Origin of the sequence: Bacillus sp. UNC437CL72CviS29, from assembly GCF_000482345.1 — a bacterium.
GTDB classification, from domain to species: domain Bacteria; phylum Bacillota; class Bacilli; order Bacillales; family Bacillaceae_G; genus Bacillus_A; species Bacillus_A arachidis.
In genome coordinates, this window is record NZ_AXVB01000005.1 from 367428 (window position 1) to 382729 (window position 15302).

The 15302-nt window shown below is 34.2% G+C and carries 17 protein-coding genes and 2 pseudogenes; 8 read left to right on the top strand and 11 right to left on the bottom strand.

All coding sequences use genetic code 11. The features are described from left to right. The first annotated feature begins 107 nt into the window (after window positions 1-107). Genes M014_RS0107170 through M014_RS30440 form a run of 3 tightly spaced genes read left to right on the top strand, consistent with a single transcriptional unit; the run spans window position 108 to window position 1035 of the window. Entirely contained in the window at window positions 108-527 is a 420-nt protein-coding gene (locus M014_RS0107170) for an SgcJ/EcaC family oxidoreductase (RefSeq protein ID WP_026591114.1), read from the top strand. A 40-nt stretch (window positions 528-567) separates the two neighbouring features. Continuing rightward, entirely contained in the window at window positions 568-810 is a 243-nt protein-coding gene (locus M014_RS29985; RefSeq protein ID WP_231503913.1) for a GCN5 family acetyltransferase, read from the top strand. A 15-nt stretch (window positions 811-825) separates the two neighbouring features. Beyond that, window positions 826-1035, top strand: coding sequence for a hypothetical protein (locus M014_RS30440; protein WP_331280089.1), 210 nt, complete (start codon window positions 826-828; stop codon window positions 1033-1035). Between the two features lie 100 nt (window positions 1036-1135). Here the strand turns inward: M014_RS30440 and M014_RS0107180 are convergent, their stop codons facing one another. The 3 genes and pseudogenes from M014_RS0107180 to M014_RS0107185 form a co-directional block, all read right to left on the bottom strand. Further along, a complete protein-coding gene (locus M014_RS0107180) occupies window positions 1136-1690 on the bottom strand; it encodes a GNAT family N-acetyltransferase (RefSeq protein ID WP_026591115.1) in 555 nt (184 codons plus the stop codon). Window positions 1691-1729: 39 nt separating this feature from the next. Next, window positions 1730-1900: pseudogene (locus M014_RS29990) on the bottom strand (nitroreductase); the annotation flags it as partial. A 502-nt stretch (window positions 1901-2402) separates the two neighbouring features. Then, the gene (locus M014_RS0107185) at window positions 2403-3629 is read right to left on the bottom strand and encodes a phospholipase D-like domain-containing protein (protein WP_026591116.1); all 1227 of its coding nucleotides are present in this window, start codon (window positions 3627-3629) and stop codon (window positions 2403-2405) included. Window positions 3630-3966: 337 nt separating this feature from the next. On the opposite strand from M014_RS0107185, the gene M014_RS0107190 reads away from it, so the two are divergent. Both M014_RS0107190 and M014_RS26565 read left to right on the top strand, forming a co-directional pair. Beyond that, window positions 3967-4167, top strand: coding sequence for a DUF1657 domain-containing protein (locus M014_RS0107190; protein ID WP_003198197.1), 201 nt, complete (start codon window positions 3967-3969; stop codon window positions 4165-4167). Between the two features lie 189 nt (window positions 4168-4356). Next, window positions 4357-4665: pseudogene (locus M014_RS26565) on the top strand (VOC family protein); the annotation flags it as partial. A 132-nt stretch (window positions 4666-4797) separates the two neighbouring features. On the opposite strand, the gene M014_RS0107200 reads toward M014_RS26565, so the two are convergent. The 7 genes from M014_RS0107200 to M014_RS0107235 form a co-directional block, all read right to left on the bottom strand. Next, window positions 4798-5550 carry an aminoglycoside phosphotransferase family protein gene (locus tag M014_RS0107200; protein WP_026591117.1) on the bottom strand — a complete coding sequence of 251 codons (753 nt, stop codon included), beginning with the start codon at window positions 5548-5550 and terminating at the stop codon, window positions 4798-4800. Between the two features lie 291 nt (window positions 5551-5841). Continuing rightward, window positions 5842-6222, bottom strand: coding sequence for a VOC family protein (locus M014_RS0107205; RefSeq protein ID WP_026591118.1), 381 nt, complete (start codon window positions 6220-6222; stop codon window positions 5842-5844). Window positions 6223-6899: 677 nt separating this feature from the next. Further along, window positions 6900-9512 (bottom strand): phosphoenolpyruvate synthase, encoded by a 2613-nt coding sequence (gene ppsA / locus M014_RS0107210; RefSeq protein ID WP_026591119.1) that lies wholly within the window; start codon window positions 9510-9512, stop codon window positions 6900-6902. A gap of 954 nt (window positions 9513-10466) precedes the next feature. After that, window positions 10467-10781: a DUF3892 domain-containing protein gene (locus M014_RS0107220; protein ID WP_026591121.1), complete on the bottom strand. Its 315-nt coding sequence runs from the start codon at window positions 10779-10781 to the stop codon at window positions 10467-10469. Between the two features lie 257 nt (window positions 10782-11038). Next, window positions 11039-11620, bottom strand: coding sequence for a DUF4256 domain-containing protein (locus M014_RS0107225; RefSeq protein ID WP_026591122.1), 582 nt, complete (start codon window positions 11618-11620; stop codon window positions 11039-11041). Between the two features lie 244 nt (window positions 11621-11864). Then, the gene (locus M014_RS0107230) at window positions 11865-12254 is read right to left on the bottom strand and encodes a cupredoxin domain-containing protein (RefSeq protein ID WP_026591123.1); all 390 of its coding nucleotides are present in this window, start codon (window positions 12252-12254) and stop codon (window positions 11865-11867) included. Between the two features lie 313 nt (window positions 12255-12567). After that, a complete protein-coding gene (locus M014_RS0107235; protein ID WP_026591124.1) occupies window positions 12568-13140 on the bottom strand; it encodes a dihydrofolate reductase family protein in 573 nt (190 codons plus the stop codon). Between the two features lie 463 nt (window positions 13141-13603). Here M014_RS0107235 and M014_RS0107240 point away from each other — a divergent pair, with 463 nt between their 5' ends. From M014_RS0107240 to M014_RS29575, 3 genes are all read left to right on the top strand, one after another. Then, on the top strand, window positions 13604-14050 hold the full coding sequence (locus tag M014_RS0107240) for a GNAT family N-acetyltransferase (RefSeq protein WP_026591125.1): 447 nt from the start codon (window positions 13604-13606) through the stop codon (window positions 14048-14050). Window positions 14051-14222: 172 nt separating this feature from the next. Then, window positions 14223-14552, top strand: a complete 330-nt coding sequence (locus tag M014_RS28025; protein ID WP_081810981.1) for a DUF2085 domain-containing protein — start codon at window positions 14223-14225, stop codon at window positions 14550-14552. A gap of 29 nt (window positions 14553-14581) precedes the next feature. Next, a complete protein-coding gene (locus tag M014_RS29575; RefSeq protein ID WP_026591126.1) occupies window positions 14582-14806 on the top strand; it encodes a hypothetical protein in 225 nt (74 codons plus the stop codon). Between the two features lie 121 nt (window positions 14807-14927). Here the strand turns inward: M014_RS29575 and M014_RS0107250 are convergent. Further along, the coding region (locus M014_RS0107250; protein WP_026591127.1) for an RNA-guided endonuclease TnpB family protein at window positions 14928-15302 on the bottom strand (375 nt) is incomplete at its 5' end.

Genomic DNA, 15302 nt, shown 5'->3' on the forward strand with positions numbered 1-15302 from the left:
CATACCTTCGTATAAGTTTCACCTCAAAAAATACTACTATGGCTGGATGTTATAAAACCTTTACTTTAGTAATCTATAGATATCAAACCAACATAGGAGGCATAAAAATGTCTAAAGGTTATGATTCAAAAGAGCAGCAACAAGAAGAAATACATGCAATCCGACAAATGATCACCGAAATGGAAATTGCATTTAATACACATGATGCGAATGAATTAGATCGACACTTCACCTTAAATGCCACATGGGTCAATGTGCTTGGCAAGCGGCTTTCAGGTTGGAAGCAAATCAATAAGACGCACAAAGTTCTTTTACCAGGACCTCTTCGTAATTCATACGCTCGTTATACAATTGAAAGCATTAATTTCATACGTTTCGACGTAGCTATCACACATATTAGACAATATCCAACAACCTCTGACGGGACAATAATAGAAAATGAGCAAGGCAGTCTTGCTGTTTATGTGATGGTCAAAGAAAAGGAAGCGTGGAAAATTGCTGCCGGGCAAAATACGCTCATTCAATAATACTTCACATATCCCCTATTTGAACTGGAGGTTACGACTCATGTCGCACGTAAATCTGAAAAAAATAACTTCTACAAACTGGCGAGAAGCTCTAAACCTTTCTGTAAATATTGAGCAACAAAAATTCGTTTCTGAAGTTACACCACCTGTTGCTATTGCACTTGCAAAAGCGTATATTAAGCCAGATGATAGAATGATTGAACCTTTTGTAATTTATCATAACGAGAAAATAGTTGGTTTCTTTAAACTACATTACGAACCGGATTGTCAAAAGGACTTTTGACTATTTCATTTTTTTATCGACAAAAGATATCAAAGAAAAGGATTTGAGGGCACGGCAATGAAAGTGTTAATTAACCATATAAAAACCATTCATCCATCTTGCCATCGCATTCGCTTAACTGTGCACCCTGAAAATGATTCGGGTCAAAAATTCTATTCAAATCTTTGGTTTACCGATGATGAAATTCTCACATACGGTGAACAAACCTATTCCTTGTACCTCTAGAATTTTTTTATTTTAGCATGATAACGAGCAAAGAGTGCCATGCAAAGTTCTAAAGACACTCTTTGTTCGTGTGAAGTACTATAGGTTATATCGGACTGTCTTAAAATCTCAAATACCAATATATTGCAACTTCATCACTTTGCTCATTTATCCCTTTATATACAAGAAAATCAAAGCCCCCTATAACAAATCCACAACTCTCATAAAAGTTGCATGCTCTAACGTTATTGCATTGTGTCTCCAGCATAATTCCTGGCATTTCACAAGCTTGCGCCCATTGCTTTGCTCGCTCAATTAATTTTCTACCTACTCCAAGCTGTCTAAACTGCTTATCTACTGTTATATCTTCCACGTAAGCAAAACCATTCCAATTCCTCTTTAATATAATCATTCCAATTATTTGGTGATTCATAACCGCCAAAAAGATTATTTGATCTGGATTATTAACATATTCACTATAGTCTATCTCATCCCCTTTATATATATCGTCTGAATAATTTTTCTCATAGCTTGGTATTTCTTGCACTGTGTATTCTATTTGTTGATTTATAGCTCCTAATGAAAGAACTAGCTTAGAGTCAACCGTAAAACTATCATCAATTTCAGGAAATTCATTCAAATCTTCTAATTCTAGTTTCCTAATAACAATGTCCATCTTTCTCTCCTCTAAGTAAAATATAATATATTCCCCATACTAAATATTTATAGAGATTCCTGCAATGAATAAACTAACAATTATGAGAAAAGGCGGACCAATCATTGCACCTCTTAGATGCATCTTATCATTGTTATACCCCTTCATTCCTTCAGTACTTGAAATAACAACAAACCTCAGATTAATCTGGCAAAGTATAAGCCAATCTATACATGTAAATAGAAACCACCTAAGAACTGTCTAGCGACACAAAAGCACCAACTGTTTTTGTGAACAGATAACGACTAATGTTAAGTTAACGTAATAATAAAACAGTAAATCAAAAAAGATGTAATATTCATGAAACAAACTCCTTTTCAAGTTTCTCTCATTGAATTATTACATCGATTGTTTAAGTCCCTATAGTACAAAATTGCACATCTATCTTATTTGATTTTTCAACCCTGTTAAAAGCTATGGATTAAAGAATTCTGCCTGAGAAACTTCCTTAAAGCTACTGATTGCAAAAGTCAAATCATATCCATTCTCATTCACAATTTTTTCAGTTCCTTTAAAATAAAGTTTTCTCGGTGTATTCATCTATTCTGCTCGCATTGGTTAACAATTTTTTGATTTTGATTAATTGCGTTACTAAGCTTCACCCATGTGTCAGTAATTTAATTTATTCTAATAAATGCCGTTTACTACTCCTTTATATAAAAATACTTTGTTTTTACAAATAATACGCAAACATTTTTGCAACCTTTTCTTTCATTTTTTCTTTTATCGATAATTGATTGACGTCAGAGGATGTTACTCGCTTTGAATTTTGTAAATCTGCATGAATGACTGGCTTTATTTTCGAAATATAGACAGGGTCATGGATATAACAGTTCATTTCTTCATTTAAATGAAACGAGCGCGAATCAAAATTCACGGTCCCAACCATCAATATTTTTTCATCAATCAAAAATACTTTACCGTGTAACACCCCCTTTTTATAACCATATACTTCCATCCTCTGTTTTAATGCTTTTCGGATATATGGATACGCTGCTTCTTTAACTAACAGTGCATCCGAATGAGGTGAGAACAGAATTTTGACACGGACTCCCCTCTTTCTTGCATCTACTAATGCATTCCAAATCGTTTTGTCTTTTGGTATAAAATAAGGCGTTAATATAATGATGGACTTTTTTGCTTGTTGAAACAGCATTGCATAATCTTGTCCAAGTTTTTCTCCGCTATAATATGCAGTAAATCGATGCGAGGTTGCTCCCTTTTCCTTTATCGGGCTGTGTTTCGGAATTGGTTTCTCTGAGTTTTTCTTCCAGTCTAACACAAATTGGTTTTCTAGATCTTGAACGCCTTCTCCTCGTATTTGAAGGTGATAATCTCTCCAGTAACCAAGTTTTTCTTTTTCCCCCAAATACTTCTTGCCAATGTTAAATCCGCCAATGTACCCTATCTTTCCATCAATAACTGAAATACGACGATGATTCCGATGATCCAAAGAAGAAGAAAGATAAGGGAAAGCAGGCTTATTGTAATATGTAAAATGCACTCCTTGTTTAACTAATAATTCTCTTTCCTTTTTCTTTAGTAAAATTCCACCTAGCCTGTCCAACGCATAGTATACTTCTACACCTTCCTGACTTTTTTGCCTCAATAACTCTAGAAACTGATGACTTACTTTATCATCAGCAATAGAGAAAAAGTTAATATGCACGTAATGTTTTGCTTTCTTTATATCTGAGAATAATTGATTGTTTAACTGTTTCCCGTCTGTATACATAGTAATATCACTTTGACGAATAGGGTATTGGCTAGGCTGCTGGCCAAATCTCCCACTTTTTTCAGCTGCTGTTCTGTCAATTTCATCCCACACAAGCAAAACAAAACATACGCCGATAAATACAAAGAGGAGTACCAGGAAAGTTTTCCCTATCTTTTTCAACATATTTAATCTCCTTTATATCTTATCGTTTTCTTTCTGTTAGTTTTTGTTATCGGTACAAAACTATTCCATACCCATCCATGAATCTAATCTTCACCATAGAATATATAAATAAATTACGTTCTTACATGGTAGATTTTTCTTATGAATATTCTATTCACGTTAAGTTAACATAACACCACTTAACGGTATTCCATGTAGCTATTAGCTAAAAAAATCCTCCCTCAAATAATTAACTGTAAAATTTCTCATTCACATAACCCTAAAATTGGAAATCGTACTATAATAACAAAATAGGCATTCTATATTTTGAAGCACATTTACAAGGAGGAAATACTACATGACAGTAAGCACTAAACTTAAACAAACTATCGCTGGATTAAAGAGTGCTCAAGCATGCCTAGAAGGATTTGTTCTTGATACTGATAACCAGCAAGCAAAACAATTATATAAAGGTGCAGCACAACAAACTCAAGAGATTATTGAATCTTTAAATCCTCGTCTTCAGCAAATTGAACAAGAAGAACCTCAGTACAAGTAATAACGTAATACCTTTCACATAGAATATCTTCTACATGGAAGAGTGCTCAGCTTAGATAACGATTATTAAAATGATGATTACAATTAAAATCAAGATAAGAAAAGTAAGTATCCCAAAACAAAAAAATGTACATTTTCATCTGAAGATGTACATTTTTTCGTTTTAAGTGTGTTATAAAATTCTTAAGTTGATGGAGAGGCAAATCCTTTATATCACAATAAAGCTAAACACTTTGAATCTTATTTTATTACTTTTGAATCTGAAGCACGTCTTGAAATTATGCGGAAGAAAGGAATAGAAGATAAACCTAATCCCGATATAACTGGATATGCTCATTTGTTTTTTTCTGTTGGTAGTGAAGAAAATGTGAATCAACTAATCAAAACATTAAAAGAAGCTGGATATCCTGTATTAAATGGACCACGTTTCACTGGAGATGGCTATTACGAGAGCATAATAAGTGATCTGGAAGGAAATCATATCGAGATAACCCTCTAGCATCATACTTATATTATTAGATATTTAAATTATGAAATAAAATAAAAACCGTTCAATAATTTTGAACGGTCTTACTATCTCATTCTTTAAAAAAGTTTGATCATTACAGAAATGCTGGTTCTGTCGTTTTCCTTAATGACAATACCGGTCTACTAACCCCTTTAGATGTTCTATGTTTTCTAAAGATGAATTTTCTGATAATCTAGCCCCAGCAATAATAGGAGCCCACTCCAAAACTTCATTCCTTGATAAGCCAGTATTATTGCAATATATACGTAAATACATTTCAGCTAACTCGACTGAAGACTGCGCATACAATAAATATGTTCTGTATACATCTGCACGAATATCTCCCGCGCTAGCATCTACCCAATCAATAATTTTCACGTTATCATGACTCATGATCAAATTAAATGGATGAAAATCTCCATGACATAGCCTAGGTTCAATTACCATTGAATCCAATTTTCTTAACAATTTATCCTTTAGTTCCTCATCTAGATTGTATACTGATTCAATCTGGCGATGTAGCTTTGCTGACATCGGTTCAAGTAAATCCGAATTAACAACAACAGCATGCATCTTTTGTTGTATATCGACACAAATACTTATGTAATGCTCCGCCCGTTCCATATGATTTATCAAAAGTTCACCAACTGTTTGCCCTTTTACATATTCCATTATAATTGCTTGCCTACCCTTTATTTCTGTAACTTCAAATACCTGAGGGACGTTAAGTCCACATGAATAAGCGTATTCTTGTTTCTTTGCCTCGTATAAAGATTCTGTATTTGGAAAGTGTTTTTTAAACACTTTTACAATTTTATGATCACAAAGATATATCTTTGCTGTATTTCCAATAGCTATTGGCTTACCTAGGTTCAATTATTTTCTCTCCTTAAGATAAATTACAATAATGCCTTACACTTCATCTAATATATTCGATGTAATTATATTGAAAGCCTCCCCTCTTATATTAAACTCTGAATTTTTTAATACCCATATTTCGTTAGCGAAACAGGTGATCGATTAACAATACATACAGTAGAAGGATCAAATCTTGGTTCTTTTATTTTTTCCTATCGATTAGAGACCAATAAAAAAGACCCTGTAAAACAGGATCTAAGTAAACTTTAAAACATCGTGTCAATATTTCAAATCGATTTATGCTCTTAATTATTTTTTCTCCATAATTGCAAAATAATTTTTCTCGTGATCAGCAAAATTAAATGCTCTTCCAGACGGCATATTTACAATTTCTCCGACTGTAATTTCTTTCTCTACAAACTCTTTATGTAACTTATCGATATCTTCAGTGAAAAATAACATGGATGGCGTACTTAAATTTAATTCAGGCTGCATCTTCGCAATTAATTCCTTATTATGTAGAACAATACTCGTTTCCGCTTTCTCCGTTGGCGCAATTTCAATCCATCTAAATCCTTGACCATTATTTTCATCAGCAACTAAGTGGAAACCTACTTTTTCTGTCCAAAATTGCACAGCCTCATCTTGATTATTTACATATAACATAATTTGACCAACTTTATGAATCATCAGCTTCTCTTCCCTTCTTCTACTTCAGTTGTATTCAGTATATACGAACTAGCGTTCTTTTTGAAGTGCTTTTATGCTAAATTTTCACTTCACACATTTTTACACACTGATTTTCTCGCTCTCTTCATATCTTGAGATGAGTTTGAGTTTTAGTATTTAAATAATAGCCAACTTACTATTCCTTAACATAATAATATTATGTAAACTATATTGTTATATTCTCTCTTCACTTTAACCTATATATCTTAACTTGTTACAGGAGCATGAAATGTTGCTCCTTTTGGATGGATTGGCTTCTACTTTTCCTATTCTCCTCCGTTGTTAGTGTAAAATGATAATAATGTTATTTAATTTTACAAGCTCAAACAAGCATAACCCCGTTCTAAATTTAGGACGGGGTTAAACATATAGTTGTTTAATTTTTGACGTAGTATAATTTACTACACTAAAAATATAACAATAAAGTCGTTTGAAATTCTAAGTTTTATTCAACAATAGCTTACTTTAACAGAAGATCCGATTTCAACATAATCTTAACAGACATTAATATTGTTCTTCCGTTACTGCCCCCCCATTTTTCCTAGTGACTGAGGAGGTTACCATAGACCGCAAAGCACCGTGTTATCAATGATTCTCTTAATTCGAATGCTCTTCTTTTATGATTTAAATGTAATGAATTATAGTATTTCTATATACCCTTCTGCTCCATTCACCCTGATCCTTTGTCCATCCTTGATCAACTTCGTAGCATTCTCCACACCTACAACTGCTGGAAGACCGTATTCTCTGGCAATGACAGAACCATGGGTCATCAAACCACCTACTTCCGTAACCAAGCCTTTGATAGATACAAACAGCGGTGTCCAGCTAGGGTCGGTAAAGGCGGTAACCAATATATCTCCCTCTTCTAAATTCGCATTTTCCATATTTAAGATGACACGTGCTCTTCCTTCGATAATACCGGAAGAAACAGGTAGGCCTGCAATAGCATTAGGTGGAATATATTCCCGTTTGTACTCACCTGCAATGATTTCACCATCAGACGTGATAACACATGGGGGAGTTAGTTTTTCATATAATTTGTACTCGTCTTTTCTTTTGCTGATGATCTGGTAATCTAGTTGATTTGTGCGTACAACTTCGCGAAGTTCTTCAAAAGTGAGATAGTATATATCTTCTTTTTCATGAATAACATTGACTTGCACGAGTTGTTCGGCTTCTTTCAGTAAAGCCTGCTTATAAGCGAAGTAGCGATTAATCATGGCGTATTTTGGATATTCACGATAACCGATGAAATCCCGGATTAGGCTGATCATTCGTTTTGTCTTTTTAGCTTTTTGTTTACCACCCGGTAATTCTTTCAATTGATCTAATAACTCTTGTTCCTTTTTCCAAGCTTCCTGTCGCCCTTGCTCGAATTTCCAATTGCTAGCATTCGGCTCAAAGTTTTTAATGTTACCGAGAATCATGGGGACAAGTGTACTTGGCTTTTCACTCCAACGAGTTTTAGTAATATCAATTTCTCCACTACATCGCATTCCGTATTTATTGAGATAAGAATAGATAGCGTCTCTGGTTTTTTGTCCCCCTTCAAACTTAACCAGTTCATCCAAAAAGTTATCATCTTTTACATGTTGTAAATAAGCAATTACTTCTGGATAAGGACGAATCACATCTGCGACATCCAATAATGCTAGACCCATTTCCGAAGTAATATTGTTTGGTACAGATTGAGAAAGCGTGTCTGCTACGTTTTTTTCACCTAACCACTTCTCCATTTTTTTATTGATCCATGATGAAGCATCCATAGCTGCCATAATTACACCCAAACTCTGCGGATTAAATAATATCTTCTTTAATTGCTGGATATCTTCTAGAATAAAATTAAATAAATTTGATCCTGATTTCGTTTGAATGTTTTGTTTTAACTCTTCTATCGATGTTTGATTACTCTTAATCAGATCAGTAACGATCGTCGGATTGTTTTCGATTTGTGTTAGAAAATCCACAGATTTACCATTATTACTTTGACTGGAACTTTGTATTTTTTCATCATCTGGTAACGATTTTATAAATTTTTTTCGCTTGACTACGGTCATAAGTGCGTCTTTGATGAGCGGATTGGATTGTCCCATGACATTTAATAAATTTTTTCTACTGACAGGCGAAGCCAGATTATGTGTGACATCAACAAATAACCTTCCACCAGCCGCATGCATGGGTGGATGAGCTGTTAACTGGAATAAAGACATCCCCAATGGTTTCATGGGGTCAGTCATCATTTGTTGATGACCGACAGATACATAGACGTGATTTTCTTGATCACTCGCTTCAGGGATGGGGTATAAAGTAGTGATTGGCCGGCTCTGAACAATATATAATATATCATCAACCAAACACCATTCGATATCTTGTGGGCAACCAAAATAAGCTTCGATCTGGCTTCCTATACGTGCTAGTTGTAATATTTGTTGTTCAGTAAGTGTTTGGCTTTTTTGCTGATTGGGTTCTATTTGCTGTGTTTCTGTGCCTCCTTCTTTTAAGGCGTAGATTGCTAGTTTTTTGGTTGCAATCATTTTATCGATAATCTTTTCTTCTTGCACCTTATAGCAATCGGCAGATACCAAGCCGGAGACAAGGGCCTCTCCTAGTCCAAAGCTAGCATCGATAGATAGTAGCTTTCGATTGGAAGTAATCGGATCAGCAGTAAATAAAATTCCTGAAGCCTGCGGGAACACCATCCGTTGAATGATAACGGATATATACACTTGACTGTGGTCAAATCCGTTTTGCATACGGTAAATCACGGCACGATCTGTAAATAGAGAAGCCCAACATTTGCTGATGTGCTGTAAAATGGGTTCTTTTCCGATGATATTTAAATAGGTGTCTTGCTGGCCGGCAAATGAGGCATGTGGTAAATCTTCAGCAGTTGCACTGGAACGCACTGCATAAGCATGTTCATCACCAAACTGGGAGAGATAGTAAGTAACATCTTTCACAACATCGAAAGGAATCTCTACTTCCATAATGATTTTCCGAATTTCCTTGCTGATTTCACCAATTTGATTTCGATCCTCTACTTTTAGTAGTACTAGTTGATCCAGCAATACGTGGAACGCTTCGTTTTGTTCGAGGGCTTTTTGATAGGCTTCTGTCGTAACACAAAATCCTTCTGGCACTTGTATTCCATGAATCTTCGATAGTTCCGCCAAATTCATTCCTTTGCCACCGACCAAGATTTGTCTCGTTTTATCGATCTCCCGAAACTCTAGTACATAGGGTTTCATTTCCTTCCCTCCCATCTATCGCTCAATACTAAGACGAATTATATAAAAAAATTGTTCATCTGATCAACTAATTACGCTGTCCACTCGTTCTTGCTCCTGATGAAGTTCTATATTCATATCAAACACTCCTTTAAAAAAATTGCTTTGTTAAATTATATTATTGAAACCATTAGTAGGTAATACTTATGTCTCCAATAGAATAGAGTACCGAAATGAATATCACCAATTAAACCTACCGATTTACGCAGGGAAAAACCCTCCAAACAATCGTTCACATATTGCAGAACAATTGTTTGATTCAATCAAATATCTACAGAATTCTTTAACAAAACCTTTTTATTATAATTGCTTGCTTTCTCAATATGTATATATATTAGATGTGTTAAAATCAAAAACAACGGCATGATTTTTCAAAAAAAGGAAGGTGAACGAGAATGAACAGAAACCTTATATGGTTAGCATTGATTTTAAGTTTACTGGTAGTTGTGCCGTTTAATTGGCATCTCGGCATTACTTCGTTAGTTGTAGTATTTATTAATATGATCACTAAATTTTCTTTATATTTCATAGGGATATTATCCGCTCTACACCTTATACAATATTTAAAACGAAAATCTAAATACGAAAAACAAATACTTGAACTTTTAAAAGAAATTAAGGAGAGTACAAAAAAGGATTGAGCCCTGTACAATACAGGATCCAATCCTTATTAGCTGCTTAGAATATTTGTCTAACTTTTTGGATTCACTTTAAATCATGGATTTTTTTAATTGTCCACGATTCGAGGTACAGTCTAAATATTAAGAAATTGGGCTTTTTTTGTTACCTCATTAAAGCGTCCTATAATTGAATAACTGATGGTTTTCTTACAGAAAGTTTACGAAATTCATAGTAAATTAGTAAAGTAAAGAAGAGAATATCCAAATTAATATTCTCTTCTTTGGGTTTATCCGTTTAAAAAGAAGGCAAGTTATCTAAGTTATTTTCTTTAATACCGTCAGGTTCACTACGTATAATATCCCTGCCATACTTATGAAATACGTCCACATGAGCTAACTTCCCTGATTTTGCTTCATCAAGAGCAGTAATATAATCTAATTCTCTTCCACTACTTGTTTTAAAAGCAATAATATCATCCTCATCATTTTTACGAACTGCAACAATTTGTTCTACTCCTGAATCGCCTTCCTCAACTACTTCCAATTGAGCTTGGTCTTCCCCTTGTTGTAAGTAATCATTATAAATTTTTTGAAAGTCTTTTTTATCCATAAAACCCACCTCCAAACATTTTATTAATATGCTCGGATGCTATTAGTTTTATGTACTGTGATCCTTAAGAAAATTATTTTTTTACAGTTTTTCACATTTCCATTCTATAAATGCGAACCTATTCCACTTTTTCAGCTCGTATTCAAATCGAACACAATTTTTGCTATAGAACTGCGCCCGATAGTTGAAGAATGAAATTAAAACGTTTCCCTAAGTGGATCTATTCTCAAATTCAAATTTAGCTATCTGTGCAAAGTTTAGACCCTTAGCGAGCCACGAAAACCCCTAACGGCATAGTAAGATTCTGCTCCATTGTGATACACGAAGACGTGCCCAAAGCGATAATCGCAAAAAAGGGCACCGCCGAGTTCTCTAATATCAGAAGGTGTTTGCACCCAACTTGACGTTTTCTTATCGAAATTTTCAAGATTCTGCAACGCCCGATATTGTTCTTCCGTTAATAGTTCAATACCCATGGCACTTGCCATATCAATAGCGTTATTTTCTGGTTTATGTTTTTTTCTTGACTCTAGCCCCTCAAGATCGTAACAAACACTTCTGCGGCCTTTAGGACTTTCCGCTGAACAATCATAAAAAATGTATTCGCCCTTCTCTATATCATGCCCAACAACATCCGGTTCGCCGCCAGTTCTTTCCATTTCATTGAGCGACCACAGTTTTTCAGTATTAGCATCCAGCTTTGCTTGGACTTTAGCCCATTCAAGGCCTTTATGGCGATTCATGTTTTTCTCAAAACGAACTTTCAATACTTCAAGTAATTCTTCACGTTGTTCTAGTGACAATTCCTTTTTATTGTTAATTTCATTTCTCTTTGTCATGTTAGGTCCCCCCTTATTATTTATACTCATATTAATTTCAGTATATATAAATAATTATTTTATAATAAATCATTTAAATGATTGTGTGAATTCAGTTTACAATGGATTATAGGATTTAGTAAATCCATTTCTCCACAATCCTGCCTATATGCGGAGGAACGTTAGCTATTATAATAATGTCTGGGTAATAATAAGTAAGTTATCGTTGCTTATTAAAAAAGCAAGGCCCGATTGGCCCTGCTTTTTATTTGACTATTACTTTTCCATCCATTCCTTTCTGGAAATGGTACCGACATATCAGTTCGTATGTACCGGTTTCATTCGGTTTCACGGTAATTGTTTTTTCTTTTCCCGGTTGAATTTCGGCGTCAATTTTGAGCTTCTCTACAGTGAAGGTGTGCTCTTTTTTACCTTGGTTTTTCAATATCAACGTTGTCGTTCTTCCAATCGGAATAGTGATGACATTCGGATTAAAGTAATCATCGTTCAACTCGACCTCAATCATTTCCACTGACTCAACAGGCTGCGTTACGACGCTGGATTCGGCAAATACACTGAGTGAGCCTGTATTTGTCACAACTATAAATATCGCAAGCAAAATGACCGATCCAGTTAACCACTTTTTCACAGACATTCGCAATCCTCCCTTTCCTAAGCACTATTGTTTTCCAATTCATAAAATATTATTACTATAAATGAGGTACAACGTGCTTCAAATAGTAACTCTTTCATCTGAAACAGTGACAAAGAAAAAAATCAACTCTTATAACGACTTTCTACAATCCATTCTTCTTCACTTAACCTGCACCATTAGTTTAAGTGTAATACTTCATATTCAAACAAAATATTTTTTATCATCTCTTTCATCTAGTTACCTTTTTAACTAAATGGTACAACGAGTATTTCCTAGTGATATTTATTGTATTTTATCTTTGGAATGTGCAATCTTATGAATTCCCATTCAAACGATAGATTAGTTGCACAACGCCAGAGGAGAACGTTCTTGTATGAACCATCTTTAAATTCAATCTCTGTTTTATATCAATAAACAACGGTTTTCCTTCTCCCAAAATAACAGGGTGAACGGATAATCTAAATTCATCAACAAGCCCTAAATTGATAAAAGTTGTAATAAGACTTGCTCCACCATATAGCCAGATGTCTTTACCAGGCTTATTCTTTAATTTATTTACTTCTTCAATAATATTATCATTTATGAATATTACTTTATGATCGGTCCCTTTTTGCGTTCTAGAAAACACATATTTTTCTTTACTATGAACTAATTCCCAAATTCCTTTTTCAGTATCAGTATCTTCAATTTCTGGAGTAAATTGTCCCCATAAATCGTAGCTTTTTCTTCCATATAAAATAGTATCAATTTGATTTAAGAAATTAATAAACTCCATATCAGAGTCCATGATACACCAATCAACTTCCCCATTTTTCCCTTCAATAAAACCATCTAAAGTAACTGCTAAATCTAAAATGACTCTTCTTAGCCTTACGTTATTGGACATAATTCTTCCTCCCTTTAATCATTTAGATATTGTTTCCTTAACTATGTATGCTGCTTTTCATTCCCAGTTCATCTTCAAATATATAACCCTCTTATGGAATAACATGACTGATGTTTTTAAACATCTGTATTGTAAATGTAACGATTTTATTTGTATGTAAACAATTTTAACAACTGTAAATATTTTAAAAGATAAAAAACAACCGTTTACAGTATACAAATAGTGCTAGTATCAAGAGTAATTTTTTACTTCCCCTTAGGATAGCACTATACTACATTAACATAACTAATAAAAAAGAAATCATATTATAATATTGAATATATTATTACGAAGTTTAAATCTTAATTTTAAGGAGGCGTTGTCGATGCAAAAGAAAATAGTATTCTTTGGACTTAAATATGAGGGAATAACGCTTCACTAGCCCAAAAACTGCGTGGTTCTATCACTCGAAAGGGGTATCATATTGAACAAAATAACTTTAAAACCCATTGATAAAAGTAATTGGGAGGAAGCTACTAGATTATCAGTGAAAGAAGAACAAAGTACATTTCTTGCCTCTAATCTTTATTCTATCGCACAGGTTCAATTTTTAGATAACTTCTACGCAAATGGTATATATCTTGATAATAAATTAATAGGTTTTACAATGTTTGGTATAGACGCTAATGATAACAATTTTTGGATTTATAGGCTTATGATTGATAAAGAATATCAAGGAAAAGGGTTAGGTATACAGGCTATATTTCTCATTATTGAAAAGATAAGAAGCATTAATAATAAAAATATTCCCCTAATTATGATTGGCTATAATCCTAAAAATCTTTCGGCGAAACTAGCTTATAAGAAGGCTGGATTTATTGAAACTGAATTATCATCTTGGGGTGAACAACTGGCGAAATTCATCTTTTGAACTCTAAAAATTCAGGGAGACTTTACTCGAAAATGAGTAAAGCCTCCCTAAAATACTTACCTTTTTCATGAAGGTTGATGAGTTAGTAGGAACGAATTATGCTACGAAGTTTAAGAATTCTATAATTTAGTTACCAAATCATTTAAAATACTACTAGAAAGGGTGAACCGTAGTGATTCGAGGTATCATTTTACATATCCCTTGTCACAGAAAATCTGAAAGGAGTTTTCTCAAACTACAAAAATACATACCTTTATGTGCACGATGCACAGGTATATTGATTGGTTTCTTTATGTTTCCAATTTATTTTTTAATAACACCTTCGTATACGCTATCATTAGCACTATCCTTCTCTGCTCAAATTCCATTATTCATCGATGGATTTACCCAAAAGTGGAAATGGAGAAGTAGCACAAATTTACTAAGAGTAACTACTGGTATCTTAAGCGGTAATGGTATGGGACTACTTATCTCATCTAGTATCATATGGATTCTATCCTAAATCTATTTTACATCGACGGAGGTATTTACATGTTCTGGATCTATTCAATTCTAATTCTCATTTCCGGTGGCAGTGGAATTGGTTTTATCTTTCATGAAAAGTATACAGAAGCAATAGTAGCTTTTGTTATTTGTTTACTATTTATCGGATTGCTAAATTTTCATCTTAAGAGAAACCCCAAAAAGAGAAATTTGGATTGTGGCACTTTAGATTGTGCCGATTGTTCAGATTTTGATTGTGATTGCAAAGATTAAATGTAAACTTGAAATAAAGTTGCGGTATGGGACAGTCTCGTTCTTGAACTACCCCCACTTAACAGTCTAACGAACTGTTTGAAGTGGGGGATTCCTACGAACACCAAAGTATCCCTCGGCTTTATGAGTAGGCAATCCCCGTAGTCCCTACGGTTAGAAGCCTTAAGGCCTCTTTTCTCAAATTTTGTCCTGCGTTGACATCTCTATCATGATGCATACCACAAGAAAGACACTTCCATTCACGCAACCCTAGATCTTTCACGTCTTTGTTTTTGTTGCCACAATGCGAACAAAGTTGAGAGCTGGCGAATGTTTTGGATACCACGACAACTTGTTTTCCATACCACTCTGCCTTATACACAAGCATCGCTCTGAATTGTGACCAAGATACTTCTTGAATCGCTTTCGCGAGCTTGTGATTCTGTAACATATTGGATACTTGCAAATCTTCTATCCCAATCACATCGTGGTTTTTGATGATCATCGTAGATAGTTT

What these genes read in the sequence shown, in the direction of transcription:
- M014_RS29575 (WP_026591126.1), top strand. Translation starts at nt 14,582, where the DNA reads ATGTTCTGGATCTATTCAATTCTAATTCTCATTTCCGGTGGCAGTGGA.
- M014_RS0107235 (WP_026591124.1), bottom strand. Translation starts at nt 13,140, where the DNA reads ATGTCCAATAACGTAAGGCTAAGAAGAGTCATTTTAGATTTAGCAGTT.
- M014_RS0107170 (WP_026591114.1), top strand. Translation starts at nt 108, where the DNA reads ATGTCTAAAGGTTATGATTCAAAAGAGCAGCAACAAGAAGAAATACAT.
- M014_RS0107205 (WP_026591118.1), bottom strand. Translation starts at nt 6,222, where the DNA reads ATGATTCATAAAGTTGGTCAAATTATGTTATATGTAAATAATCAAGAT.
- ppsA (WP_026591119.1), bottom strand. Translation starts at nt 9,512, where the DNA reads ATGAAACCCTATGTACTAGAGTTTCGGGAGATCGATAAAACGAGACAA.
- M014_RS0107230 (WP_026591123.1), bottom strand. Translation starts at nt 12,254, where the DNA reads ATGTCTGTGAAAAAGTGGTTAACTGGATCGGTCATTTTGCTTGCGATA.
- M014_RS0107185 (WP_026591116.1), bottom strand. Translation starts at nt 3,629, where the DNA reads ATGTTGAAAAAGATAGGGAAAACTTTCCTGGTACTCCTCTTTGTATTT.
- M014_RS0107225 (WP_026591122.1), bottom strand. Translation starts at nt 11,620, where the DNA reads ATGACAAAGAGAAATGAAATTAACAATAAAAAGGAATTGTCACTAGAA.
- M014_RS0107220 (WP_026591121.1), bottom strand. Translation starts at nt 10,781, where the DNA reads ATGGATAAAAAAGACTTTCAAAAAATTTATAATGATTACTTACAACAA.
- M014_RS0107190 (WP_003198197.1), top strand. Translation starts at nt 3,967, where the DNA reads ATGACAGTAAGCACTAAACTTAAACAAACTATCGCTGGATTAAAGAGT.
- M014_RS0107180 (WP_026591115.1), bottom strand. Translation starts at nt 1,690, where the DNA reads ATGGACATTGTTATTAGGAAACTAGAATTAGAAGATTTGAATGAATTT.
- M014_RS29985 (WP_231503913.1), top strand. Translation starts at nt 568, where the DNA reads ATGTCGCACGTAAATCTGAAAAAAATAACTTCTACAAACTGGCGAGAA.